Here is a 22994-nt window from a genome sequence, read left to right as displayed (position 1 = left end):
AAGCATTCAGGAGAGGAAAACCGTGCGGGAAAAGGAATTGCGCCTGGCACTGGTCTGCTTCGGCGGCGTGTCGCTGGCCATCTACATGCACGGCGTGTCGAAGGAGATCCTCAAGCTGGTGCGGGCCTCCAAGGCCTTCCATGCACAGCCCAAGGGCCCGCAACGCGATACCGCCAGCTTTGCCGATACACCGGAAGGCAAGGCGCATGAGCATGATTCGGAAGCGGTGTATTTCGAATTGCTGCGCAGCATGGCGCATGATGTGGAATTGCGGGTGATCGTGGATGTAATCGCCGGCGCTTCGGCCGGCGGCATGAACGGCATCATGCTGGCGCGCGCGCTGGCGCATGATCTGCGGCTGGGGCATTTCCGCGATCTCTGGCTGGGCGAGGCCGACGTGACCCGCCTGCTCGACCGCGAGAAACGCGCCGGGCGCTGGAGCAAATGGTTCATGCGGCCGCTGCTATGGCTGTTTTCGCGTTCGAAGCTGGGCCGCCTGCTGGCCGATCCCGAAATCCGCCAGAAGGTTTCGCTGTTCACCCGCTCGCGCTGGTTCGAACCGCCTTTCGACGGGCTGCATCTGGCGCGCGAATTGCTGAATGGCCTGGAAAGCATGGGCGAACCGCCCGAGCCCGGCGCCTCGCTGATGCCGGCCGGATTGCCGCTCGACCTGTTCGTGACGGTGACCGACTTCTACGGGTATCTGCAACATATTCCGATCCACGATCCGCCTTTTGTGCGCGACCGCGAACACCGCCATGTGCTGCGTTATCATTACCGCCGCTGGCAGAATGGCGAAGAGCATTCGGATTTCGAATTGAAGGATGCACCGGCCCTGGCCTTCGCCGGGCGCGCCACCTCGGCTTTTCCCGGCGCGTTTCCGCCGGCGCAGATCGGCGATATCGACAAGCTGCTGGCCGAAAGCGGGCGCGACTGGGATCGCAAACAGGATTTCATCAAGCAGAATTTCGGCGACTACCTCGCCGCCGGGCTAGACCCCACGCTCACCTCGTTTGTCGATGGCGGCGTGCTGAACAACAAGCCCTTCAACGCCGCCGTGAAGGCGATACGCGGCCGCCCGGCCTATCGCCAGGTGGATCGCCGGCTGGTCTATATCGATCCCGCGCCGATGCGCCCGCCGCCGCCGCCCACCGGCCGCGTGCCGGGCTTTTTCCGCACGTTGAAAGGCGCGCTGTCGGATATTCCGCGCAACGAGCCGATTTCCGATGAACTGGTCTGGGTCAGCCAGTTCAACGAACGGGTGCGTTACCTGCGCGAAATCATCGATGCCACCCAGCCGCAGATTGCCCGCCTGCTGAATGAACAGGCGCCGGAAGAGGTGCGCGAATCCAGCAGCAACCATATGCTGCGCGAAGAGCAGATTCGTGCCTGGCGACTGGCCGCGTCGTCGCGCGCCGCCCATGATGCCGGTTTCGCCTATGAAGGCTATATCCGCCTCAAGCTGGGTGCGGTGCAGGAATTCATCGCCAAGCAATTCATCGCCGTGTGCGAACATCGGCCGCGTTCGGTGGAGGCTACCTGGATCGGCCATGTAGTGGCGCGCTGGGCCAAGGTGCGCCAGGTCTGCCACACGGCGGCCAGCTTCACCCGCCCCACCCTGGAGCCGAGCCGCGACGGCCTGCCGCCCTGGGTGCGGTTCCTGCTGGATTTCGATGTCGCCTTCCGCCAGCGCCGCCTGCGCTTTTTGCTGCAACGGCTGAATCTGCTGTATGGCAAGGTTGGCGAACCCGACCATGCCGGCCTGCTGCCCAATGCGCTGGATGGCATGAAACGCGCGCTTTACAATGAATTGGAGCAATTGCGCCGCCATGATGGCTCCAGCAATCTCAGCCCGGAAACCGCCCGCGCGGTGGCTTCGCTGTTCTATCGCCGCATCGCGCCGCAGGATCCCGAACAATTGATCCGCGATGCCGCCGATTTCGCCGATGCCAATCTCGACCGTATCGATGCAGCGGTGGAAAGCCTGGGCAACGACCTGGCGTTGAACGCCGCCACCAACCGGCTGGATGCGCTGTTTGCCAGGATGAATCCAGCGCAATGGAGCCCGACAGGACGGCGCGAATTGCTGGATGCCTATATCGGTTTCGCCTTCTGGGATGTGTTGACCTTCACCATCACCAATTGGCGCGATCTGGGCGAATTCAACGAAATCCGCATCGACCGCATCAGCCCGGAAGATGCCGTGGCGATCCGCAGCGGCAACACCCTGAAAGGCATCAATTTCGGCCGCTTTGGCGCCTTTTTCAGCCGCCAGCATCGGGAAAACGATTATCTCTGGGGCCGGCTGCATGCCATCGACCGGCTGATCGACATCGTGTGCGATGCCGGCCTGGGCCCGGACGACGCTGCCAGGCATGAGCGTCCGAAATTGGATCGGCAGGGATTGAAATGCCGCGCCTTTGAAATCGTGCTGGAAGCGGAAAGCCGCAATCTGGCTGCATCGGGCGACCTGGTGGCCGAATTGCGCGGCGAAATCGCCCGGTTGCGGGCCCAGGCAGCCAACCATTCGGCAGGCCGGACGGCAACGAAAAGCTAACGCTGCCGGCTTGCTGCCAATAAGAAAAAGTCTATGCTGGCCGCCGTTTTCCCTCCCGCATGAAGAGACATCCCGTGTCCAACCGCTTCCGCCTTGCTGCCCTCGTCCTGGCCTCGCTGACCCTGCCGGCCGCTGCCCAGACCGTGTTTGCGCAACCCGCGCAGAAGGCGCCGGCTGCCAAGGCCGCGCCTGCCGCCAGCAACAGCCCCGTGGTGGCCCGCGTGAACGGTCAGCCGATCACCCGCGCCGATGTGGAAGCGGTGTATGCCACCCTGCCGCCGCAGATGCAGCAGATGCCGCTGGATGCGATCTTTCCGGCCCTGGTGAACGAGATGATCTCGCGCAAGCTGATCGGCGAAGCTGCCGAGAAGGCCAAGCTGGGCGACGACCCCAAGGTGCAGGCGCAATTGCGCATGGCCCGCGAGCAGGTGCTGCAGCAGGCTTTCCTGGAGCAGACCCTGGACAAGCAGATCACCGAAGCCCGCATCAAGGCGCGCTATGAAGAACTGCTGAAGAGCCAGCCGCCGCGCGACGAAGTGCATGCCCGCCATATCCTCACCGCCACCGAGGCCGATGCCCAGGCGGCGCTGGAGGAAGTGCGCAAAGGCGCCGATTTCGCCGAAGTATCGAAGAAGCGCTCCACCGGGCCCACGGCTGCCACCGGCGGCGATCTCGGCTTTTTCACCAAGGAACAGATGGTACCGGAATTCGCCGAAGCTGCCTTCGCGCTGCAGGCCGGCCAGGTCAGCCCCAAGCCGGTGAAGTCGCAATTCGGCTGGCATGTGATCAAGGTGGAAGCCCGCCGCGTGGCGCCGCCGCCGGCATTGGCCGAAGTGATCGACGACATCCGCGAGTTGCTGACCCGCGAGATCGTTGAAACGACCCTGGCAGATCTGCGCAAGACCGCCAAGATCGAACAGATCGAGCAGCCCAAGCCGGCCGGCCAGCTGCCCACCATCGCCCCGAAGAAATAACCATCACGGAGTAGCCGCCATGGCCGCTCATGCCATCTCGCCGCTTGCACCCAAGGAAACCCCGAAGCTGCCCGCCATTGCCGGCGCGCGGCTGGCCACCGGCCATTCCGGCATGCGCTATAAGAACCGCGACGATCTGCTGCTGATCGAATTCGCGCCCGGCACCCGGGTGGCCGGCCTGTTCACCCGATCCTCGATGCCCGGTGCGCCGGTGGATTGGTGCCGCAAGCAGCTTGCCGGCGGCGCGGCGCGTGGGCTTGTGGTGAATGCCGGCATCGCCAATGTGTTCACCGGCAAGGCCGGATCGGATGCCACCAAGGCCACGGCTGCCGGCGCCGCCAAGGCGCTGGGCGCCAAGCCGGGCGAAATCTTCCTGGCCTCCACCGGAGTGATCGGCCAGATTTTGCCGGCGGAAAAAATCGTGGCGCAATTGCCGGCGATGCAGAAGGCGCTGGCCGGCGATGCCAAGCCCAGCGACTCCCGGGCCAGCGATTCCTGGGCTGCTGCCGCCCGCGCCATCATGACCACCGACACGTTCCCCAAGCTGGCCAGTGCGCAATGCCGCATCGATGGCAAGCTTGTCACCATCAACGGCATCGCCAAGGGCTCGGGCATGATCGCGCCCGACATGGCAACGATGCTGGCCTTCCTGGCCACCGATGCCAAACTGCCGGCGGAAACCCTGCAGGCGATCCTGAAGGCCGCCAACAACCAGAGCTTCAACTGCCTCACGGTGGATGGCGATACCTCCACATCCGACACCGTGTTGCTGTTTGCCACCGGCAAGGCCGGCAACACGCCGCATGTGAAGGCCGCCGACAAACGGCTCGCGGATTTCCGCAAGGCGCTCACCGCCGTGATGGCCGATCTGGCGCAGCAGGTGGCCAGGGATGGCGAAGGCGCTCAGAAGTTCGTCACCGTCTCGGTCAGCGGCGCGCGCAGCGATGCCTCTGCCCGGGTAATCGCGCGGGCGATTGCCAATTCGCCGTTGGTGAAAACCGCGATTGCCGGCGCCGATGCCAATTGGGGCCGCATCGTGATGGCGGTGGGAAAATCCGGCGAGCCTGCCGACCGCGACAAGCTGGTGGTGAAACTAGGCGACCGCGCCGTCACCGCACGCGGCATGGTGCGCCCCGATCACGACGAAGCCGCCGCCACCGCGCATTTCAAATCCAACGATGTGCGCATCGGCGTGGATGTGGGCGTTGGCAAGGGCAAGGCCGTGGTTTGGACCTGCGATCTGACGCACGGCTATATCGACATCAATGCCGACTACCGCAGCTGACAGCGACCCACTCTGCCCCGGCGATGCCTCGGCCCTGCTGCAGCCCAAGCCGGTGTTGCTGGTGGTGGCTGTAGCGCTGGTGGATAACGATGGCCGCGTGCTGCTGACCCAGCGGCCCGAGGGCAAGGCGCTGGCCGGCATGTGGGAATTTCCCGGTGGCAAGGTCGAGCCGAACGAAACCCCGGAAGCCGCCCTCCTGCGCGAATTGCGCGAGGAACTCGACCTGGATATCAGCGCCGCCTGCCTGGCGCCCTATACGTTTGCCAGCCATTCCTACGAGCGCTTCCACCTGCTGATGCCGCTCTATGTCTGCCGGCGCTGGAACGGCCAGCCGCGCCCGCGCGAAGGCCAGGCGATGAAATGGGTGCGCCCGGTGAAAATGACCGAGTTGCCCATGCCACCCGCCGATATCCCGCTGGTGGCGATGCTGCGGGATCTGCTCTAAACGATCTTGTTCAGCGCCTCAGGCGCATACTGCGCGGCGAATTCCGCAGAGGGCGGGATCGGCTTGATCATATCCACCAGCACGCCACCGGGATCGGCAACGATGAAATGCCGCTGTCCGAACGCCTCGTCGCGCAGAGCTAGGCGGATATCCAGCCTGCAGGCCTGCGCCTGTTCATAGGCGGCATCCACATTTTCCACCTCGAAATTCAGCAACACACCCTGGGCCGGCTTGCGGAAGCCCTGGGGGATGGTTTCATGCCGGTGATCCAGGATCGCCAGATGCACGCGATCATCGTGGCGCGAGGTGAGATGCACATACCAATCCGACTCGAAGGCCGGCTCGAAATCGAAATACTGCTGATAAAACGCGCTGCTGGCGGCGAGATCGGCGGTGCAGATGACCGGATAATAGCTGTTGAGCTTCATGACGGTTTTCCTTCGCAAGACGGTTTTCTATGCTGCTGTTGGTGGCCATAGTCGAAGCATGGTCGCCATTGGGATTTCATTTAACATACAGGCTGTATGTATGCAAGAGAAAAAGCGCAGCAAAGCCGATCAGCATGCCGCCACCCGCACCGCCCTGTTGGCCACCTCGCGGCGGCTGTTTGCCGCCCAAGGCTATGCCGGTGCCGGCACCGAGGATGTGGTGCGCGAGGCCGGGGTGACGCGCGGGGCGCTGTATTACCATTTCAAGGACAAGCAGGCGCTGTTCGACGCCGTAGTGCAGGCGGAAGCCGCGCTGGTGCTGGATGCCATCGGTCAGGCTTCGGCCAAGGCGAAAACGCCGCTGGAGGCTTTGCTGCTGGGCATCGGCGGTTATCTCGATGCCTGCCAGCAGCCGGAAATCCGCCGCATCTATCTGCTGGATGCGCCCTCGGCACTGGGCTGGGCGCGCTGGCGTGCCATCGACAGCGAGAATGCCATGGGCGCCCTGCGCCAGGGCGTGACGGCCGCTACCGCCGCGCTGCCCGCCAAACGCCGGCTCTCCGCCGAGGCCCTGACCTATCTGCTTTCCGGCGCCCTCAACGAAGCCGCGCTGTGGCTTGCCGAAGCCGAGGACGAAGCCGCCGCCCGCAAGGCCTGCGACAAGGCGCTGAACCGCATGCTGGCCGATCTGTTCAGCGACGAATGATCATCCCTTGCCGACCTTATGCTCCACCGCGCCCAACGCATCGGCGAGCCGCAACTTGGCCTCGCCGGGGCGCAGCGGTTGTTGCTGGCTGGCATCGGGGCTCCAGCCGGTGAGCATCACCACTTCGAATGTTGCCGGGATGCGGCCATCGGGCAAACCGAAACGTTCGGCATAGATTTCTGCCATGCGCAGCAGGCTGGCGCGACGGGTGAAACCTTTGCGACGGCCCAGCACCGCATTGGCCTCGCCCATGCCGCGCAGATCGCGCATCAGCGCAAACGGGTCGCGGAAAGTGACGGTGATGCGTTCAGCATCGGCCACCGGCAGCGCAAAACCGGTGCGTTGCAACAAAGCCGCGCCATCATATGTGGCCACCATGGGCGAAACATGCGGCCCCGCGCCGCCTTCCAATTCGCTTTCCGCCGCCAGCCAGGATTGCCGCAGCTCGGTAAGCGTGTCGCCGCCAAACAACGCCGCCAGCAACAGCCCATCGGGCTTGAGCGCGCGCCGCAATTGCACCAGCGCACCCGGCAAATCGTTCACCCAATGCAGATTCAGCAGGCAGAGCGCCAGATCGAAGCGGCCTTCGGCCAGCGGCAGCAGATCTTCATCCGCCACCAATTGCTGGCCGGTTGGCGCCATATCCATGCCCACCAGGCGCTGGATACCGAACCGGCCCGCCAGCAGGGGCTGCAACCAATCCGGGCTTGCACCTTGCAACAGGGCGAGCGGGAATTCTCGGCGGATATCGGCCAGGCGATCCAGCAGCCGTTCGGCGATTTCGCGGTGCAGAAAATCATGCGCGGCAAAGCCATGGGCGGCACGGGCGCGATGAAGCCGCTTGGCGGCACGGTCAAAAATCAGCATAGTCTCGGTCATGCGCCCATTTATGCCATGGGCGGCGGGGGGAGTGCCATGGCGAAGCAGACCGCATCCAAAGAGAAAACACCGAAACAGAAAGCATCGAACCGCAAGCCGATCAATCTGGCCTTGCAGGGCGGCGGCAGCCATGGCGCTTTTGCCTGGGGCGTGCTGGACCGCCTGCTGGAAGCCGATTGCTTCGACATCGAGGGCATTGTGGGCACCTCGGCCGGCGCGATGAATGCAGCCGTGCTGGCCCATGGCCTGGCCGTGGGTGGCCCGGCCACTGCACGCGCCGAATTGCGCCGCTTCTGGGAAGGCGTTTCCGAAACCACCCGCTATTCGATGCTGAAACCAAGCTGGCTGGATCGCATGATCAAACCCGGCAGCATGGAATTCTCGCCCGGCTATCAGATGATGGATGCGCTCACCCGCATGCTGTCGCCTTACCAGCTCAACCCCAGCAACATAAATCCACTGCGCGATGTGCTGGCCTCGGTGGTGAAATGCGAGGATCTGCGCGGCTGCACCAGCGTGAAGCTGCATATCTGCGCCACCAACGTGATGAGCGGTAAGATCCGCGTGTTCCAGAACCAGGATGTCAGCATCGACGCCGTGCTGGCCTCGGCCTGCCTGCCCTTCCTGTTTCAGGCCGTGGAGGTGGATGGCGAGCATTACTGGGATGGCGGCTATATGGGCAATCCGCCGATCTATCCGCTGATTTACGATTGTGCGGCGCGCGATGTGCTGATCGTGCAGATCAATCCGATCCGGATCGAGGAATTGCCCACCACGGCGCATGCCATCCTCGATCGCATCAATACCCTCAGTTTCAATTCCAGCCTGATGCGCGAGATGCGCGCCATCCATTTCGTTACCAAGCTGATCGATAACGGCTTCAATGACGAAGGCCGGCTCAAGCGCATGCTGATCCACACCATCGACGCGGAAGAGCAATTGCGCGGCTTCGGCGCCTCATCCAAGCTGAATGCCGAGATGGAATTCCTGGAGCGGCTTTATACGCTGGGCCGCGAGCGCGCCGATGCATTCCTCACCGATCATTTCGACAAGGTGGGCGTGGAAAGCAGCACCGATATTACCGAAAAATTTCTGTAGCTGCGGCTACATCACCGCGGCACCAGGCTCTTGCGCGGTGACTACATCACCGCGCCAATGGACACCCCGCGCGGTGACTACATCACCGCGCCAATGGACCACGGCGCGAATTCCTCTTCGCCGAAGCCCAGCTTTTCGCTCTTGCTGGGCTGGCCGGATGCCGTGGCGAGGATGAGATCGAAAATCCGCCGGCCCAGTTGCTCCAGATTATCCTGGCCATCCACCACGCCGCCGCAATCGATATCCATGTCTTCCGTCATGCGGGCATAAAGTTCGGAATTGGTGGCAAGCTTGAGGCTTGGCGCCGGCCGGCAACCGAAGACCGAGCCGCGCCCGGTGGTGAAGCAGACCAGATTTGCGCCGCTGGCCACCTGGCCGGTGGCGGAAACCGGATCGTAGCCCGGGCTGTCCATGAACACGAAGCCGCGCGCCGTGGCGGCTTCCGCATAGCGATACACCTCCACCAGATTGGTGGACCCGGCCTTGGCCGCAGCCCCGAGCGACTTCTCCAAAATCGTAGTGATGCCGCCGGCTTTGTTGCCGGGCGATGGATTGTTATCCATCTCGCCGCCATTGCGCGCGGTGTAATCCGCCCACCAGGCCATCAGGTCCACCAGCTTCTGCCCCACTTGCGGCGCAACTGCACGCCGCGTGAGCAGATGCTCGGCGCCATAGGTTTCCGGGGTTTCCGACAGGATCACCGTGCCGCCATGGCGCACGATCAAATCGGATGCCACACCCAGAGCTGGGTTAGCCGAAATGCCGGAATAACCATCCGAGCCGCCGCATTGCAGCCCGATAGTGAGATGCGAAACCGGCAGTTTCTGGCGCTGCACGGCATTGGCCTCGGGCAACAGCTTTTGCACCATCGCCATGGCGGCACGCACGGTTTTTTCGGTGCCGCCGGTTTCCTGGATGGTAAGCGTATGCAGATGCGGGCCGCGCTGCAGGCCTTCCGCCTCCAGCAGGGCGTCGATCTGATTGCCCTCGCAGCCCAGGCCGATCACGATCACCGAATGGAAATTCGGATGCCGTGCATAGCCGGCAATCGTGCGGCGCAACACTTCGATCCCCTCGCCCTGCGTATTCAGCCCACAGCCCAGCTTGTGAGTGAGCGCCACCACGCCATCCACATTCGGGTAATCGGCCAGCGGATTGCTGCCAGTGAAGGGATTGGCGCGGAAGGCATCGGCAACGTATTTCGCCGCCGTGGCCGAGCAATTCACCGTGGTGAGAATGCCGATATAGTTGCGCGTGGCCACCCGCCCATCGGGGCGCAAAATACCCATGAAACTTGCCTGCGGCTGGATGTAATCCGTGGGCTTCACCGCACTGCCGAAGGCGTAATCGCGCTGGAAATCGCCCATGCCGCAATTATGGGTGTGCAGATGACGGCCTGGCGCGACCGGCTGGGTGGCAAAGCCGATGATCTGGCCGTAGCGCAGAACCGGATCGCCCGGCGCCAGCGCCCGCACCGCCAGTTTGTGGCCGGCCGGAATCGGTTCGGCCGTTATAAGATTTTCGCCGGCTATCGAAAGCCCCGCCGGCAAAGCGGCGCGGGCAATCACCACGTTATCGTCCGGATGCAACCGGATCACTTTATCAACAGCCATGGCGGCCTCCCTGAAATCGAAAACTCAATGATTGTTGCGCGGCACTCCGAAGCTTTCATCCACACGCTGATACCGCGTGGCAAAATCCAGGCAACCGCCGCTGGCCAATTGCCCCACATGGCTGCGGTGCAATTCCTGCCAAGGCGTATGATTGGGCAGTTCCGGCGCCACCCAGGCGGCGCGGCGCACGGCCAGTTCGGCCTCTGAAATCAACATGTCGGCGCGGCGCTTGTTCAGATCGATGCGCAGGCGATCGCCGGTCCGCAACAATGCCAGCCCGCCGCCCAAGGCCGCTTCCGGCGAGGCATTGAGAATGGAGGGGCTGGCCGATGTGCCGCTCTGGCGGCCATCGCCGATGCAGGGCAGCAGCGTAACGCCGCGTTTCACCAGCCGGTCCGGCGGCAGCATGTTCACCACTTCGGCGGAACCGGGATAGCCGATCGGCCCACAATAGCGGATCACCAGGATGCTGTTTTCATCCACCGGCAAAGCGGGATCGTTGATGCGATGGTGATAATCCTCCGGCCCGTCGAACACGATGGCGACGCCTTCGAAAGCGCCTTCGTCGCCCGCGCGCCCAAGATACTGCTTGCGGAATTCCGGCGATATCACCGAGGTTTTCATCACTGCCGCATCGAACAGATTGCCGCTCAACACGGCAAAGCCGGCCTGCTGCACCATCGGGGCTTCATAGGCACGGATCACCGCGCGGTCGGGTTCGGGCAGGCCGACAAGGTTTTCCGCCAGCGTCTTGCCATTCACGCAAAGCGCATCACCATGCAGCTTGCCGGCCTGCAGCAATTCGCGCAGCACCGCCGGCACGCCGCCGGCGCGATGGAAAGCCTCGCCAAGATAGCGGCCAGCCGGCATCACATCGCAGAGCAGCGGGATATCATAGCCGATGCGATCCCAATCGCGCAGATCCAGTTCCACGCCGATATGGCGCGCGATGGCGTTGATATGCGGCGGGCAATTGGTGGAGGCGCCCAGCGCACTGGCCACCACGATGGCATTCTCGAAGGCCTTGCGCGTCATGATGCGCGAGGGCCGCAGATCCTCACGCGCAATCTCGGCGGCACGGCGGCCGGTTTCATAAGCCATCTGGCCGCGTTCACGATAGGGCGCGGGAATCGCTGCGCAGCCAGGCAGCGACATACCCAGCGCTTCGGCGAGGCCATTCATCGACAACGCGGTGCCCATGGAATTGCAATGGCCAACGCTGGGTGCGGAAGAGGCCACCATCTCAAGAAATTCATCATAGCCGATACGGCCGGCGGCAAGCTCTTGCCGCGCATGCCAGATCACTGTGCCCGAACCGGCCAGTTGCCCCTTGTAATGCCCATCCAGCATCGGTCCGCCCGACAGCACGATGGCAGGGATATCCACCGTGGCCGCCGCCATCAGCATGGCCGGGGTGGTCTTGTCGCAGCCGGTGGTGAGCACCACGGCATCGATGGGATAGCCGTGCAGCAATTCCACCAGGCCAAGATAGGCCAGATTGCGATCCAGGGCCGCCGTGGGCCGGCGGCCGGTTTCCTGAATCGGATGGGTGGGAAATTCCAGCGGCAGGCCGCCGGCATCGCGTATGCCATCGCGCACCCGCCTGGCCAGATCGAGATGATGCCGGTTGCAGGGCGAAAGGTCGCTGCCCGATTGCGCGATGCCGACGATCGGCTTGTCGCCGCGCAATTCGGCGAGCGTGAATCCGTAATTCAGATAGCGTTCGAGATACAATGCGGTCATCCCGGGATCTTCGGGATTATCGAACCATTGCCGGCTGCGCAGGCGCTTGGCGGGCATCAGGCGGCCTCCGATTGTTTCTTGTTCTGCCGGTGTAAAACGAACAGCCCGCTGGCCACGATGATGGCAGCCCCGATCAGCATGCTGGTGCTGGGGATATCGGCGAAGAATATCCAGCCCAGCAGCATGGCCCAGAGCAGCGAGGTATATTGATACGGCACCACCAACGGCGCAGGCGCCAGTTTCAGCGCATGGTTGATGCAGATATGCGCAAGCGTTGCCACAACGCCGATCAGGCCCAGCAACGCCAGGGTGGTGGCATCTATCGCCGCCCAGCCCCATGGCAAGGTAAGCAAGCCGAACAGGCCGACGCCCAGGGTGTGCCAGGTGATCAGCACCAGATTACCGGCGCCATGGCGGATGCATTGCCGGGTAAGGATCACCAGCAGGGCATAGGCAACGGTGCCGCTCAGCGCGATCAGGCCCGGCACCAGGCTGGATGCCTCGCTGCCGAAAATATCTCCTGACGGTTTCAGCACCAGCAACACGCCGACGAAGCCGACCGCCACCGCCAGGCCGCGCCGCCACCCCACCCGCTCGCCCAGCATGGGAATCGCCAACAGGGTGACGATCAGCGGCGCCGCCTGATAGGCGCTCATCACATCGGCCAGGGGCAGATGCCGCACCGCCAGGTAAAAGCCAGCCACCTCGCCCATGATCAGCAAAACCCGCAGCACATGCAGACGCGGCCGCGTTACCAGCAAGGCGCTCCGCCAGCCGCTGCGCAGGATGAAAGGCAGCAGCATCAGCATCGCCGCCGCCGAGCGCACGAACAGCAATTGCCCCACCGCTACTTCAGTGATCAACCACTTGCCCAATGCATCGTTGAAGGTGAACAAGGCCACCCCCAGCAGCATGAAGCTGATGCCGCGGGTGAGCGTGGCCTGATCGATCAGGTCGGCATCGATACGCGCGGCTTCAGCCATGGCCGCTTTCCGAAAGCGCGCGGTAATCCCGCGAAGCAGCCCGGATATGGCCAGCCAGCAGCGCCAGCGCCTTCGCCTTCTCCTTGGCCTTCAGCAGCTTCACGATGTCCAGATGCTCGTCCAGCGAGGCTTCCAGGGTGCGGTCGCGCTGGATCACATGGGCGCGCAGGGCCTGGATCTTCATTTCCATCTGGGCATGGGCCAGGCTGAGAAAACGATTATCCGCACGCTGCAGGATTTCGCGGTGATAATCCGTATCGATACGGCGATAACCGGCCAGGTCGCCGTCTTCCAGCGCCTTCACCATCTTTTTCGCCCGTTGCTCCAGCGCCGCGATCAAACCAGCCTCGTCATTGGCCAGCGCGCTGCGCAAGGCAGAGGTTTCCAGGATGATGCGATAGTCGCAGAATTCCTCCATCTCGCGCGGATTCATGGTGAACACGAAGCTGCCGCGCTGCGGCTGAATATCCACCAGGCCTTCCAGCTTGAGCTGCAAAAGCGCCTCGCGCACCGGGGTTTTCGACAGGCCCAGCTGCGCCGCCAGCACATTTTCCGACAACGCCTCGCCCAGCCGCAATTCACCATCCACGATGCGGTCGCGGATTTGTTCCTTCACAAGTTCGGTCAACGATTTGGGGCGTTCGATAACGCTGCTGCGCGGCGCTTTGGCCCTGGCCATTGCGGCCTCCGATAACGACTGGATATGGGGCCGGACCCTAACAGCGGCCCTGCTCACCCACAAGTCATATCTGATATCTAAGAAACCATTGCCCGGTCTGTGGCGCTGCGCTAAAGCAAGGGCTGCGGGAGGCTGCGCATGGCGTTCGATCCAGTATGCCGACTTGATCTGCTTTGTTTGGGCGAAGCCATGGTCGAGTTCAACCAGACCGGTGGCCAGGGCAGCGACCAGTATCTGCGTGGCTTCGGCGGCGACACATCGAATTGCGCCATGGCCGCCGCACGCCAGGGCGCCAGGGTGGGTTATATCACCCAGGTGGGCAGCGATCCTTTCGGCGACCTGCTGTTGGCCTTATGGGCCGAGGAAGGCGTGGATACCGCCGGCGTTGGCCGCAGCCGCGAGGCCGCCACCGGCATCTATTTCGTCACCCACACCGCCGCAGGCCATGCCTTCACGTATTATCGCAAGAATTCGGCCGCCAGCCAGATGCGGCCCGGCGATCTGCCACGGCAATTGATCGAAAGCACGAGCATGCTGCAGCTTTCCGGCATCAGCCTGGCGGTATCGCAAAGCCTGCGCGACAGTTGCTTCGCCGCCATCGACATGGCGCGCAATGCCGGCCGACGCGTGGCTTTCGACACCAATCTGCGCCTCAAGTTGTGGGATCTGAACGAGGCCCGCACGCATATCCACCGCGCCGCCAGCCTCAGCCATATTCTGCTGCCAGGCCTGGAAGATGCACGCGCCTTAAGCGGCCTGAGGGAGCCGGAGGCGATTCTGGATTTCTACGCTGCGATGGATATTCCGCTGGTGGTTCTGAAATGCGGTGCCGAGGGCGTGTTGCTGGCCGAGGGCGGCAGGCGCTGGCGGGTGCCGGGCCATAGCGTGCCCAGCGTGGATGCCACGGGCGCGGGCGATTGCTTCGACGGCGCTTTCCTGGCCGAACTGGCGCGCGGCGTGGTGCCGCCGATTGCAGCGGCTTACGCTAATACCGCGGCGGCGCTGTCCACCATCGGCTATGGTGCGGTGGCGCCAATCCCGCGCCGCGCCGCAGTGGAAGCCTATTTCCGCTCGGTGGGCAGTCCGCAACCCGTAGAGTTCTAGGGCACCAGGAACTGGATGCCGAACCAGCGGAAGCGGCCGGCCTCGTCGGTGGGCAGCGTGCAACTGATGCGGCTGCGGCCCTTGGGAAACGCCGATGGCGGCTTGATCTCGAAGCGCCTGTCGTAGAGCCGCTTCGGCGGTATCGTGCCGCCCTGCGAGGGATAACAGGTCATGCGGTCGAGATACTTCACGCCCTCGGCGATAGTGAAGCGCAAGGCTGGCGGATTCTGCGCCGCATTGCGCAGCAGCACCTCAGCAGGCTCGATATCGCTCACCGGAAACGGCAGGGCATTCAGCGCCTGGCGCACGCGCTTGATGTCGCCATAGCTTTCGTTCATCGGAAAGCGCGGCAGCCAGAAGAAATCATGCTGGCCATGCACCACGCCGGAATGCTGGCCAAATGCCGCCTGATAGCCGGCATTGCCGATTTCCTTCAGGCTGGCGGCATTCCATTCGCCGAACGGATAGGCGAATAACGGCGGCACGCCGCCAAGCTCGGCCTTGAAACGCTCATGAGACTGCGCCAGATCGGCGCGCATCTTATCTAGCGGCAGCAGGCCGTAGCTTTCATGGCTATGGCCATGGGCGCCGATATCCAGCCCCTCGCTGCGCATCTGCCGTATCTGATCCCAACTCAGATAACCGCGCACCCGGCTATCCACCGGTTCGCTGGCGACAAACAGCGTGGCCGGCAGCCCGGCTTTCTTGAGGCGCGGCCAGCCCTCGGTGAAGGTCGAGAGATAGGCATCGTCGATGGTGATCGCCACCGCGCGGTCGGGCAGCGCCTCGCCCTTGCGCAGCTTGGCCACGATCTCGGCCAGCGGCAGCACGCGATAGGCACCCGAGGTCAGCTCCGCCAGATGGGCCTCGAACTGCTCCAGCCGGATATTGGTGGAGGGAATCCGGTCCTCGCCGAAGCGATGGTACATCAGGACCGAGGCATGATCGGCAGCCAGTGCCGGACCAGCCGAGAACAGGCCGAAAACGGCCATAAATGTGGATTTCAGGAGGAGTTTGCGCATGCCGGGGATGTAGCACCTTGTCGCCGGCCGCGCCATAAAGACTTGACGTAAAGATTATGTACATACAAATTAGTACGTACAGAAAGACGCTGCGTGAAATTCGCCTGGGATCCTGCGAAAGCCGCGAGCAACCGCCGGAAACACGGCGTTAGTTTCGAGTTGGCTTGCGAGGTGTTTGCCGATCCGCTGCATGCCTCGCGGCTGGATCGTGTGGTGGAAGGAGAGCAGCGATGGCAAACCCTCGGCATGGTGCGCGGCGTGGCGATCCTGCTAGTGGCGCATTTATGGAGTAACGATCATGGCGAAGAAACAATCCGCATCATCTCGGCCCGCCGCGCCTCCGCAGGCGAGCGCAGGGCCTATGAAACCGGGGATTTCTGATGCCTTACAGGAAGAAGCCGAAGCCTTGGCGGCGCTGGGCGATGCCACAATAGATTTTTCCGATCTGCCGGAAGTCGATTTCAACCAGCCCGGTGCCGATGGGCGGGCGACATCCCGCGGACGGTTCTACCGGCCGGTGAAGCGGCCGGTCACGATGCGGTTGGATGCCGATGTGATGGCGTTCTTCCAGGCCCAGGGCGAAGGCTACCAAACCCGTATCAACACCGTGCTGCGCAAATACATGGTCGCCGCGCTTTCCGGGCAGAAAAAGCCGGTTTCCGGCCATCACTGAAGTGATATTCGCCCTACGTTAGGGGCAGACGCGCGCCCTGGCATCTTGTATAAGCGCCCCAGCCCTTTTAAAGACCCGGCCAACCCATAAGATTCTGGCATGACCCGCATCGCACCCGTCTTCTGCGCCATCGACACGTCCGAACTGGCCTTCGCCGCCCGCTGCGCCCGCGCTGCCTCTGCTGCCGGCTTCGGCGTGAAGCTGGGCAAGGAGTTCTTCACGGCTTTCGGCCCCACCGAGGTGCGCGCCATCCTGCCCACCGGGGCGCCGCTGTTTCTGGACCTGAAATTCCACGACATCCCCAACACCGTGGGCGGCGCCATCCATTCGGCCGCTGCCGGCATGGGGCCGATGTTCGTGACCGTGCATGCTGCCGGCGGCCCGGCGATGATCCGCGCCGCCGTGGATGCCGCGCGCAACAGCCGGCAGAAGCCGATGATCCTGGCCGTGACCGTGCTCACCTCGATGGACAAGACCGATCTTGAAGCCATCGGGCTGGGCGGCGATGTGAGCCAGCATGTGGTGCGGCTGGCCAAGCTGTCGCAGGATGCCGGCGCCGACGGCGTGATCTGCGCCGCCACCGAAATCGAATTGCTGCGCAAGGCCTGCGGCCCGGATTTCAAACTCGTGGTGCCCGGCATCCGCCCGAAAGGTTCGGCGGCCGGCGACCAGAAGCGCGTGATGACGCCAAGCCAGGCCATGAAGCTGGGTGCCGACCATCTGGTTATCGGCCGCCCGATCACCGATGCCGCCGATCCGGAAGCCGCCGCCCTGGCGATTGCCGCCGAGCTTGCCGAGTAGGCCATGGGCTTGTTCACCAAGATTTGCGGCCTGAGCGAACCGGTGGGATTGCAAACCGCGCTGGATCATGGCGCCGATATGGTCGGCTTCGTGTTTTTCCAGGCCTCGCCGCGCAATGTGGGCGCCGAGGCGGCCGCGCAATTGCTGCAGCAGGTGCCCAGCGGTGTGGATCGTGTGGGTGTGTTCGTGGACCCCGAGAACGATTATCTCGATACAGTGCTGGGCAAGGCGCGGCTGGATCTGCTGCAACTGCATGGCGATGAAACGCCCGAACGCTGCCGTGCCATTGCGATCTATTTCGGCCTGCCGCTGATCAAGGCGATCAAGGTGAGCAGCCCCGCCGATATCGAAAAGGCGCGCGAATACGAGGATATCGTGGATTGGCTGATGTTCGATGCCAGCCCGCCGAAAGATGCCACCCGCCCCGGTGGCCATGGCCTCAGCTTCGACTGGACCATGCTGAAGGGCCAGAGCTTCAAACGCCCCTGGCTGCTGTCGGGCGGCCTGCATGCCGGCAATCTGGCCGAAGCAGCAAACAAATCCGGTGCCAATGCCGTAGACGTATCATCGGGGGTGGAATCCGCTCCAGGCCGCAAGGATCCCGAAAAGATCCGCGCCTTCCTGGCCGCCGCCCGCGATATCTGATTCTGTGATGGGAGCAAGCATGACCGCGCTGAATTCCTACCGTTCCGGCCCCGACGAACGCGGCCATTTCGGCAAGTTCGGCGGCCGCTTCGTGGCCGAAACCCTGATGCCGCTGATCCTGGATCTGGAAAAGCATTATACCGCCGCCAAGGCCGATCCGTCCTTCAAGGCGGAGATGGATTATTTCTTCAAGGATTATGTCGGCCGGCCCAGCCCGCTTTATTACGCCGAGCCGCTGAGCAAGCATCTGGGCGGCGCGAAAATCTACTTCAAGCGCGAAGAGCTGAACCATACCGGCGCCCATAAGATCAACAATTGCATCGGCCAGATCCTGCTGGCCAAGCGCATGGGCAAAACGCGCATCATCGCCGAAACCGGCGCCGGCCAGCATGGCGTGGCCACCGCCACAGTGGCCGCGCGCTTCGGCCTGCCCTGCGTGGTGTATATGGGCGAGGTGGATATCGCCCGCCAGCAGCCCAACGTGTTCCGCATGAAGCTGCTGGGCGCGGAAGTGCGTTCGGTGGTTTCCGGCTCGCGCACGCTGAAGGATGCGATGAACGAAGCCATGCGCGATTGGGTGACCAACGTGCATGACACGTTTTATATCATCGGCACCGTGGCCGGCCCGCATCCCTATCCGCAATTGGTGCGCGATTTCCAATCGGTGATCGGCGAGGAAACCCGCGCCCAGATCATGGAAAAGGAAGGCCGCCTGCCCGACAGCCTGGTGGCCTGCATCGGCGGCGGCTCGAATGCCATGGGCCTGTTCCACCCCTTCCTCGACGACAAGGATGTGGCGATCCAGGCGGTGGAAGCCGCCGGCGACGGCATCGACACCGACAAGCATGCGGCCTCGCTGGCGCGCGGCGTGCCGGGTGTGCTGCATGGCAATCGCACGTTTCTGTTGCAGGATGCCGATGGCCAGATCACCGAGGCGCATTCGATCTCGGCCGGCCTGGATTATCCCGGCATCGGCCCCGAACATGCCTGGCTGCATGATGTGGGCCGGGTGCAATATGTGTCGGCCACCGATAAGGAAGCTTTGGAAGCCTTTCAGCTCTGTTCGCGCCTTGAAGGCATCATCCCGGCGCTGGAAAGCGCCCATGCGCTGGCCCATGTGATGCGCGTGGCGCCCAAGCTGCCGAAAGACCATATCATGGTGGTCTGCCTGTCGGGCCGTGGCGACAAGGATATATACACCGTGGCCAATGCCCTCGGAGTGCAGCTGTGAGCCGTATCGAAAAACGCTTTGCCGATCTGAAAGCCGAAGGCCGTGCCGGCCTGGTAACCTTCATCACCGCCGGCGATCCCGACCATGAAACCTGCGCCCGCATTCTCTCCGGCCTGCCGGCGGCCGGCGCCGATGTGATCGAACTGGGCGTGCCCTTCACCGATCCGATGGCCGATGGGCCTTCGATCCAGGCCGCCAACCTGCGTGCACTTGGCAATGGCGCAAGCCTGCGCCGTACGCTGGATCTGGTGCGCGACTTCCGCAAGAGCGATAACGCCACGCCGATCGTGCTGATGGGCTATTTCAATCCGATCTCGGCCTACGCTTCGGCCTCCGGAGGCGTGGATGGCTTTCTGGCCGATGCCAAAACTGCCGGCGTGGATGGCCTGATCGTGGTGGACCTGCCGCCCGAGGAAGACGATGAACTTTGCCTGCCTGCCATCAAGGCAGGGGTGAATTTCATTCGGCTGGCCACACCGACCACAGACGATGCCCGCCTGCCGGCCGTGCTCGCCAATACCTCCGGCTTCCTCTACTATGTGTCGATTGCCGGCATCACCGGCGCGGCCGCGCCCGACAGCAATGCCGTGGCCGCCGCTGTGGCGCGCATCAAGCGCCATACCGATCTGCCCGTCGGCGTGGGCTTCGGCATCCGCGACGGCAAGCGTGCCGCCGAGATCGCCCGGGTGGCCGATGCCGCCGTGGTGGGTTCGGCCCTGGTGGAGCGCGTGGCCGAGGCCCAGGCCAAGGGGCTAGACCCCGCCGCCCATCTGCTGGCTTTGGTGCGCGAACTGGGCGACGCCGTGCGCGCCGCCCGCCGCTGATTGAGTTGAGCTGAGAGTTCGAGGAGAGAGCGATGAACTGGCTTACCCGCACGGTGCTGCCGCGTATCCGCGAATTGGCGCGCAAGAAAGACACGCCCGACAATCTGTGGAGCAAATGCCCCAATTGCGGCCAGATGATCTTCGCCAAGGAGCTGGAAGCGAACCAGAATGTCTGCCCGAAATGCGACCACCATCTGCGCATCGGCGCCAAGCAGCGTTTTGCCGCCCTGTTCGATAACGGCGAATATCAGACCATCGAATTGCCCGATGTGATTCAGGATCCGCTGGGGTTCCGCGATTCCAAACGCTATCCCGACCGCCTGAAGGATGCCCGCGCAAAAACCGGCCTGCGCGATGCCATCACCGTGGCCCATGGCGCATTGACCGGCCGCGATGTTGTGGTGGCGGTGCAGAATTTCGCCTTCATGGGCGGCTCGATGGGCATGGCGGCCGGCGAAGCGTTGATTGCCGCCGCCACCCTGGCGGTAAGCCAGCGCGCCGCATTGATCGTTTTTGCCGCTGCCGGCGGTGCGCGCATGCAGGAAGGCATCCTCAGCCTGATGCAGATGCCGCGCACGGTGATTGCCGTGCAGCGCCTGCGCGAGGCGCATCTGCCTTTCATCGTGGTGTTGACCGACCCCACCACCGGCGGCGTGACCGCCTCTTACGCCATGTTGGGCGACATCCAGATCGCCGAGCCGGGCGCGCTGATCGGCTTTGCCGGCCCGCGCGTGATCGAGCAGACCATCCGCGAAACCCTGCCGCAGGGTTTCCAGCGCTCGGAATATCTGCTGGAGCACGGCATGCTGGACATGGTAGTGCATCGCCACAGCTTGCGTGAAACCCTGGGCCGCATCGTGGGCCTGCTGGTGGACCCCACCCCGCGCGCCGATGTGGTGCACCTGCCGCGCCCCGGCATCGATGTACCGCCGACCGGCGAAATCCCGCACGGCGCACGGCGCTGAGCCAGGCATGAAGCCCGCCGCTATTTCAGCGGCAGGTTTATGTCTCGCCGCTATTTCAGCGGCAGGTTTATGTCTCGCCGCTATTTCAGCGGCAGGCAAATATCCGTCAGCAATTCGCTGGGCGGCACTTCGCGCGGATTGTTGAGGTAATCCTCAAAGACCGGGGCATCGGCGGGTTCGCGGCCCGAAGCCGGCAGCCATTCCCCGAACAGCCAATCATAAGCCGCTTTCATATCGGAATACGGCCCCTTATAGCGCAGCACGGCATAATCGCCGCCGCGCAGGCTTGCCCGTTGCAGCGGCGCCTCCACCGGAAAATCGCCCTCCGGAATCAGGATACCGGCCGCCGATTGCAAATCCGCTTCCGGCACGCTGCTGGGATCGGAGAAATACAACCCCTTCATGCACAGACCAGGACGCAGCAGATTGCGCGCCGCCAGCACGCCGAACAGCGTTTCGAAGGCACGGCCGATTTCCATATACGAACCGCGATGCGGAATCGTTGCCAACTCGGCCGGTGCGAGTTTGCGGATCGAAACGTCATGCATGATGGTCATTCCCTTTGGACTCTGTTGCGGAGTGAATTGCGTATGGCTGCCGCTTTTGCGGTATTCGGCCGGCGACAGACGGTAGGCATCCTTGAAGGCACGACTGAAGGCGGCCTGGCTGCCATAGCCGGCGCGCGGCCAGATTTCCTCCAGTGGGCGGGCGGTTTGCGCAAGATCGGCCGCTGCCCGCTGCAAACGCAGGCGACGCACCGTGCCCATCACGGTTTCGCCATACACCGCCTGCCAGATACGATGCCAATGCCAGGGCGAAAGCGCTGCCACTTCGGCCAGCCGGTCGAGATCGAGATCGGCATCCAGGTTGGCATAGATATATTCGGTCACCCGCGTGAAACGCCGCACATAGCTGGCTTGCGAAGCCGGATTGCCGGTTGAAAACGTCGTCATTCTTGCTAATCCACGCTGCTTGAGATGAAACAAAAGCTAGCATGGCCGGCTTTGATAAATCTTGCGGAGTTGCTATTGAAGCGGCCATGACTGCGCTAGATGCCATATTGCAGCGCCTGATGGCATTGCACCCGAAAGCGATCGACCTGTCGCTCGACCGCATCCGTCGGTTGCTGGCCGAATTGGGCGATCCGCATCTGGCGCTGCCGCCGGTCTTCCATGTGGCCGGCAGCAAGGGCAAGGGATCGACCACCGCCTTCCTGCGCGCGATGGCGGAAGCCGCCGGCTATCGCGTGCATGCCTATACCTCGCCGCATCTGGTGCGGTTCAACGAACGCATCCGGCTGGCCGGGCAGTTGATCGACGATGCGCGGCTGATTGCCCTGCTGGAACGCTGCGAGCGGGTGAATGCCGGCCGGCCGATCACGTTTTTCGAAATCACCACAGCGGCCGCCTATCTGGCCTTTGCCGAAACGCCGGCCGATCTGGTGCTGCTGGAAACCGGCCTGGGCGGCATCGCCGACACCACCAACGTTATTCCGCACCCCCGGCTGACCGCCCTCACCCCGATCGGCATCGATCATGTGGGCTTTCTCGGCGATACCGTGGCCAAGATCGCGGTATCCAAGGCCGGCATCATCAAGCCCGGCATACCTTGCATCGTGGGTCCGCAGCCAGACGACGCCATGGCGGTGATCATGGCCAAGGCTGCCGCATGCAGCGCCCCGCTGCTCTGCCAGGACCGCGACTGGAGCATCCAGCCCGGCAAGGATGGCGGCCTGCTCTGGCGCGAAGGCGAAAGCGTTTTGCACCTGCCGGCCCCGAGCCTGCTGGGCGCGCATCAGATCGTGAATGCCGGCATTGCGGTGACCTGCGCCAGGCATCTGGCCGGTTTCGAGATTCCGCCCGCCGCCATCGCCGCCGGCCTGCGCGGCATAGACTGGCCGGCCCGCATGCAGCGCCTCACCCAGGGGCCGATCGCTGCCGCCCTGCCGAAGCACACGGAAATCTGGCTGGATGGCGCCCATAACGCCATGGCGGGCGAAGCGCTGGCCGCCACGCTGGCCAGCCTGCCGCAAAAAAACACCTGGTTGCTGGCCGGGGTGCTGAACACCAAGGATGCCGCCGGCCTGTTGCGCCCGCTGGCCCCGCTGATCGCGGGCGGCTGCAGCATTGCCATACCCGGCGAGGCCAACAGCCTGAGCGCCGGGGATCTGGCCCAGGCCGCCGCCCAGGCCGGCATCGCCCTGGACCCGCAACCCGATATCGCCACCGCCATCGGGCATCTGGCAAAACAGCAGCCGGCCCGCCTGCTGATCACCGGTTCGCTCTATCTGGCCGGAAAAATCCTGACCGATAACAAATAGCCCGCACGCAACAAAAAAA

The 22994-nt window shown here is 63.5% G+C and carries 23 protein-coding genes; 15 read left to right on the top strand and 8 right to left on the bottom strand.

Going from position 1 to position 22994, the window contains the following annotated elements:
- Positions 1-22 precede the first annotated feature (22 nt).
- From KF827_RS14580 to KF827_RS14565, 4 genes are all read left to right on the top strand, one after another.
- Entirely contained in the window at positions 23-2557 is a 2535-nt protein-coding gene (locus KF827_RS14580; protein WP_291006959.1) for a patatin-like protein, read from the top strand.
- Between the two features lie 74 nt (positions 2558-2631).
- Positions 2632-3531, top strand: a complete 900-nt coding sequence (locus KF827_RS14575; protein ID WP_291006958.1) for a peptidylprolyl isomerase — start codon at positions 2632-2634, stop codon at positions 3529-3531.
- Between the two features lie 19 nt (positions 3532-3550).
- Positions 3551-4816, top strand: a complete 1266-nt coding sequence (argJ, locus tag KF827_RS14570; protein ID WP_291006956.1) for a bifunctional glutamate N-acetyltransferase/amino-acid acetyltransferase ArgJ — start codon at positions 3551-3553, stop codon at positions 4814-4816.
- On the top strand, positions 4797-5261 hold the full coding sequence (locus tag KF827_RS14565) for a (deoxy)nucleoside triphosphate pyrophosphohydrolase (protein ID WP_291006954.1): 465 nt from the start codon (positions 4797-4799) through the stop codon (positions 5259-5261). Before argJ ends, KF827_RS14565 begins: the two co-directional genes overlap by 20 nt.
- Here the strand turns inward: KF827_RS14565 and KF827_RS14560 are convergent.
- Positions 5258-5689 carry a VOC family protein gene (locus tag KF827_RS14560; protein WP_291006952.1) on the bottom strand — a complete coding sequence of 144 codons (432 nt, stop codon included), beginning with the start codon at positions 5687-5689 and terminating at the stop codon, positions 5258-5260. The two genes, KF827_RS14565 and KF827_RS14560, sit on opposite strands and share 4 nt — an antisense overlap.
- Positions 5690-5789: 100 nt before the next feature.
- On the opposite strand from KF827_RS14560, the gene KF827_RS14555 reads away from it, so the two are divergent.
- The gene (locus KF827_RS14555; RefSeq protein ID WP_291006950.1) at positions 5790-6395 is read left to right on the top strand and encodes a TetR/AcrR family transcriptional regulator; all 606 of its coding nucleotides are present in this window, start codon (positions 5790-5792) and stop codon (positions 6393-6395) included.
- Here KF827_RS14555 and KF827_RS14550 read toward each other — a convergent pair whose 3' ends face one another.
- Positions 6396-7274: a methyltransferase domain-containing protein gene (locus KF827_RS14550; protein WP_291006948.1), complete on the bottom strand. Its 879-nt coding sequence runs from the start codon at positions 7272-7274 to the stop codon at positions 6396-6398.
- Positions 7275-7310: 36 nt separating this feature from the next.
- Between KF827_RS14550 and KF827_RS14545 the strand changes: the two genes are divergently transcribed.
- On the top strand, positions 7311-8372 hold the full coding sequence (locus KF827_RS14545; protein ID WP_291006946.1) for a patatin-like phospholipase family protein: 1062 nt from the start codon (positions 7311-7313) through the stop codon (positions 8370-8372).
- Positions 8373-8449: 77 nt separating this feature from the next.
- Here KF827_RS14545 and KF827_RS14540 read toward each other — a convergent pair whose 3' ends face one another.
- The 4 genes from KF827_RS14540 to KF827_RS14525 are packed head-to-tail and all read right to left on the bottom strand — an operon-like array spanning position 8450 to position 13390.
- Positions 8450-9985 (bottom strand): altronate dehydratase family protein, encoded by a 1536-nt coding sequence (locus KF827_RS14540; RefSeq protein WP_291006944.1) that lies wholly within the window; start codon positions 9983-9985, stop codon positions 8450-8452.
- Between the two features lie 24 nt (positions 9986-10009).
- Complete coding sequence (locus tag KF827_RS14535) at positions 10010-11785, bottom strand: IlvD/Edd family dehydratase (RefSeq protein WP_291006942.1); 1776 nt, start codon at positions 11783-11785, stop codon at positions 10010-10012.
- The gene (locus tag KF827_RS14530; RefSeq protein WP_291006940.1) at positions 11785-12711 is read right to left on the bottom strand and encodes a DMT family transporter; all 927 of its coding nucleotides are present in this window, start codon (positions 12709-12711) and stop codon (positions 11785-11787) included. The genes KF827_RS14535 and KF827_RS14530 overlap by 1 nt, the downstream gene beginning before the upstream one ends.
- Positions 12704-13390 carry a GntR family transcriptional regulator gene (locus KF827_RS14525; protein WP_291006937.1) on the bottom strand — a complete coding sequence of 229 codons (687 nt, stop codon included), beginning with the start codon at positions 13388-13390 and terminating at the stop codon, positions 12704-12706. Before KF827_RS14525 ends, KF827_RS14530 begins: the two co-directional genes overlap by 8 nt.
- 138 nt (positions 13391-13528) lie before the next feature.
- Between KF827_RS14525 and KF827_RS14520 the strand changes: the two genes are divergently transcribed.
- A complete protein-coding gene (locus KF827_RS14520; protein WP_291006935.1) occupies positions 13529-14494 on the top strand; it encodes a sugar kinase in 966 nt (321 codons plus the stop codon).
- On the opposite strand, the gene KF827_RS14515 is transcribed toward KF827_RS14520, so the two are convergent.
- Positions 14491-15516, bottom strand: a complete 1026-nt coding sequence (locus KF827_RS14515) for a polysaccharide deacetylase family protein (protein ID WP_291006933.1) — start codon at positions 15514-15516, stop codon at positions 14491-14493. The genes KF827_RS14520 and KF827_RS14515 overlap by 4 nt on opposite strands.
- A 93-nt stretch (positions 15517-15609) precedes the next feature.
- Here KF827_RS14515 and KF827_RS14510 point away from each other — a divergent pair, with 93 nt between their 5' ends.
- The 7 genes from KF827_RS14510 (at position 15610) to accD (ending at position 20655) form a co-directional block, all read left to right on the top strand.
- Complete coding sequence (locus tag KF827_RS14510; protein WP_291006931.1) at positions 15610-15897, top strand: BrnT family toxin; 288 nt, start codon at positions 15610-15612, stop codon at positions 15895-15897.
- Positions 15878-16189 carry a BrnA antitoxin family protein gene (locus KF827_RS14505; RefSeq protein WP_291006929.1) on the top strand — a complete coding sequence of 104 codons (312 nt, stop codon included), beginning with the start codon at positions 15878-15880 and terminating at the stop codon, positions 16187-16189. Before KF827_RS14510 ends, KF827_RS14505 begins: the two co-directional genes overlap by 20 nt.
- Positions 16190-16288: 99 nt before the next feature.
- Positions 16289-16990 (top strand): orotidine-5'-phosphate decarboxylase, encoded by a 702-nt coding sequence (gene pyrF, locus KF827_RS14500; RefSeq protein WP_291006927.1) that lies wholly within the window; start codon positions 16289-16291, stop codon positions 16988-16990.
- A gap of 3 nt (positions 16991-16993) precedes the next feature.
- The gene (locus tag KF827_RS14495) at positions 16994-17635 is read left to right on the top strand and encodes a phosphoribosylanthranilate isomerase (RefSeq protein WP_291006925.1); all 642 of its coding nucleotides are present in this window, start codon (positions 16994-16996) and stop codon (positions 17633-17635) included.
- A gap of 19 nt (positions 17636-17654) precedes the next feature.
- Complete coding sequence (gene trpB / locus KF827_RS14490; protein WP_291006924.1) at positions 17655-18866, top strand: tryptophan synthase subunit beta; 1212 nt, start codon at positions 17655-17657, stop codon at positions 18864-18866.
- Positions 18863-19690 carry a tryptophan synthase subunit alpha gene (trpA, locus tag KF827_RS14485; RefSeq protein ID WP_291006922.1) on the top strand — a complete coding sequence of 276 codons (828 nt, stop codon included), beginning with the start codon at positions 18863-18865 and terminating at the stop codon, positions 19688-19690. The genes trpB and trpA overlap by 4 nt, the downstream gene beginning before the upstream one ends.
- Positions 19691-19722: 32 nt before the next feature.
- A complete protein-coding gene (gene accD, locus KF827_RS14480; RefSeq protein WP_291006920.1) occupies positions 19723-20655 on the top strand; it encodes an acetyl-CoA carboxylase, carboxyltransferase subunit beta in 933 nt (310 codons plus the stop codon).
- Positions 20656-20735: 80 nt separating this feature from the next.
- Here the strand turns inward: accD and KF827_RS14475 are convergent, their stop codons facing one another.
- Positions 20736-21608, bottom strand: coding sequence for a GyrI-like domain-containing protein (locus tag KF827_RS14475; protein WP_291006918.1), 873 nt, complete (start codon positions 21606-21608; stop codon positions 20736-20738).
- A gap of 86 nt (positions 21609-21694) precedes the next feature.
- Between KF827_RS14475 and KF827_RS14470 the strand changes: the two genes are divergently transcribed.
- Positions 21695-22975, top strand: a complete 1281-nt coding sequence (locus KF827_RS14470) for a folylpolyglutamate synthase/dihydrofolate synthase family protein (RefSeq protein ID WP_291006916.1) — start codon at positions 21695-21697, stop codon at positions 22973-22975.
- Positions 22976-22994: the final 19 nt, after the last annotated feature.

Origin of the sequence: Ferrovibrio sp., assembly GCF_019636075.1 — a bacterium.
Taxonomy (GTDB): Bacteria; Pseudomonadota; Alphaproteobacteria; order Ferrovibrionales; family Ferrovibrionaceae; genus Ferrovibrio.
This window is presented reverse-complemented; position numbering and strand designations above follow the sequence as displayed.

Bases quoted from the DNA above. Each gene is read 5' to 3' on its own strand.
- KF827_RS14520 (WP_291006935.1), top strand. From the start codon at position 13,529: ATGGCGTTCGATCCAGTATGCCGACTTGATCTGCTTTGTTTGGGCGAA.
- KF827_RS14525 (WP_291006937.1), bottom strand. From the start codon at position 13,390: ATGGCCAGGGCCAAAGCGCCGCGCAGCAGCGTTATCGAACGCCCCAAA.
- KF827_RS14545 (WP_291006946.1), top strand. From the start codon at position 7,311: ATGGCGAAGCAGACCGCATCCAAAGAGAAAACACCGAAACAGAAAGCA.
- KF827_RS14540 (WP_291006944.1), bottom strand. From the start codon at position 9,985: ATGGCTGTTGATAAAGTGATCCGGTTGCATCCGGACGATAACGTGGTG.
- pyrF (WP_291006927.1), top strand. From the start codon at position 16,289: ATGACCCGCATCGCACCCGTCTTCTGCGCCATCGACACGTCCGAACTG.
- argJ (WP_291006956.1), top strand. From the start codon at position 3,551: ATGGCCGCTCATGCCATCTCGCCGCTTGCACCCAAGGAAACCCCGAAG.
- KF827_RS14515 (WP_291006933.1), bottom strand. From the start codon at position 15,516: ATGCGCAAACTCCTCCTGAAATCCACATTTATGGCCGTTTTCGGCCTG.
- KF827_RS14475 (WP_291006918.1), bottom strand. From the start codon at position 21,608: ATGACGACGTTTTCAACCGGCAATCCGGCTTCGCAAGCCAGCTATGTG.
- KF827_RS14550 (WP_291006948.1), bottom strand. From the start codon at position 7,274: ATGACCGAGACTATGCTGATTTTTGACCGTGCCGCCAAGCGGCTTCAT.
- KF827_RS14530 (WP_291006940.1), bottom strand. From the start codon at position 12,711: ATGGCTGAAGCCGCGCGTATCGATGCCGACCTGATCGATCAGGCCACG.
- KF827_RS14495 (WP_291006925.1), top strand. From the start codon at position 16,994: ATGGGCTTGTTCACCAAGATTTGCGGCCTGAGCGAACCGGTGGGATTG.
- KF827_RS14505 (WP_291006929.1), top strand. From the start codon at position 15,878: ATGAAACCGGGGATTTCTGATGCCTTACAGGAAGAAGCCGAAGCCTTG.
- KF827_RS14535 (WP_291006942.1), bottom strand. From the start codon at position 11,785: ATGCCCGCCAAGCGCCTGCGCAGCCGGCAATGGTTCGATAATCCCGAA.
- KF827_RS14555 (WP_291006950.1), top strand. From the start codon at position 5,790: ATGCAAGAGAAAAAGCGCAGCAAAGCCGATCAGCATGCCGCCACCCGC.
- KF827_RS14560 (WP_291006952.1), bottom strand. From the start codon at position 5,689: ATGAAGCTCAACAGCTATTATCCGGTCATCTGCACCGCCGATCTCGCC.
- KF827_RS14470 (WP_291006916.1), top strand. From the start codon at position 21,695: ATGACTGCGCTAGATGCCATATTGCAGCGCCTGATGGCATTGCACCCG.
- trpB (WP_291006924.1), top strand. From the start codon at position 17,655: ATGACCGCGCTGAATTCCTACCGTTCCGGCCCCGACGAACGCGGCCAT.
- KF827_RS14565 (WP_291006954.1), top strand. From the start codon at position 4,797: ATGCCGACTACCGCAGCTGACAGCGACCCACTCTGCCCCGGCGATGCC.
- accD (WP_291006920.1), top strand. From the start codon at position 19,723: ATGAACTGGCTTACCCGCACGGTGCTGCCGCGTATCCGCGAATTGGCG.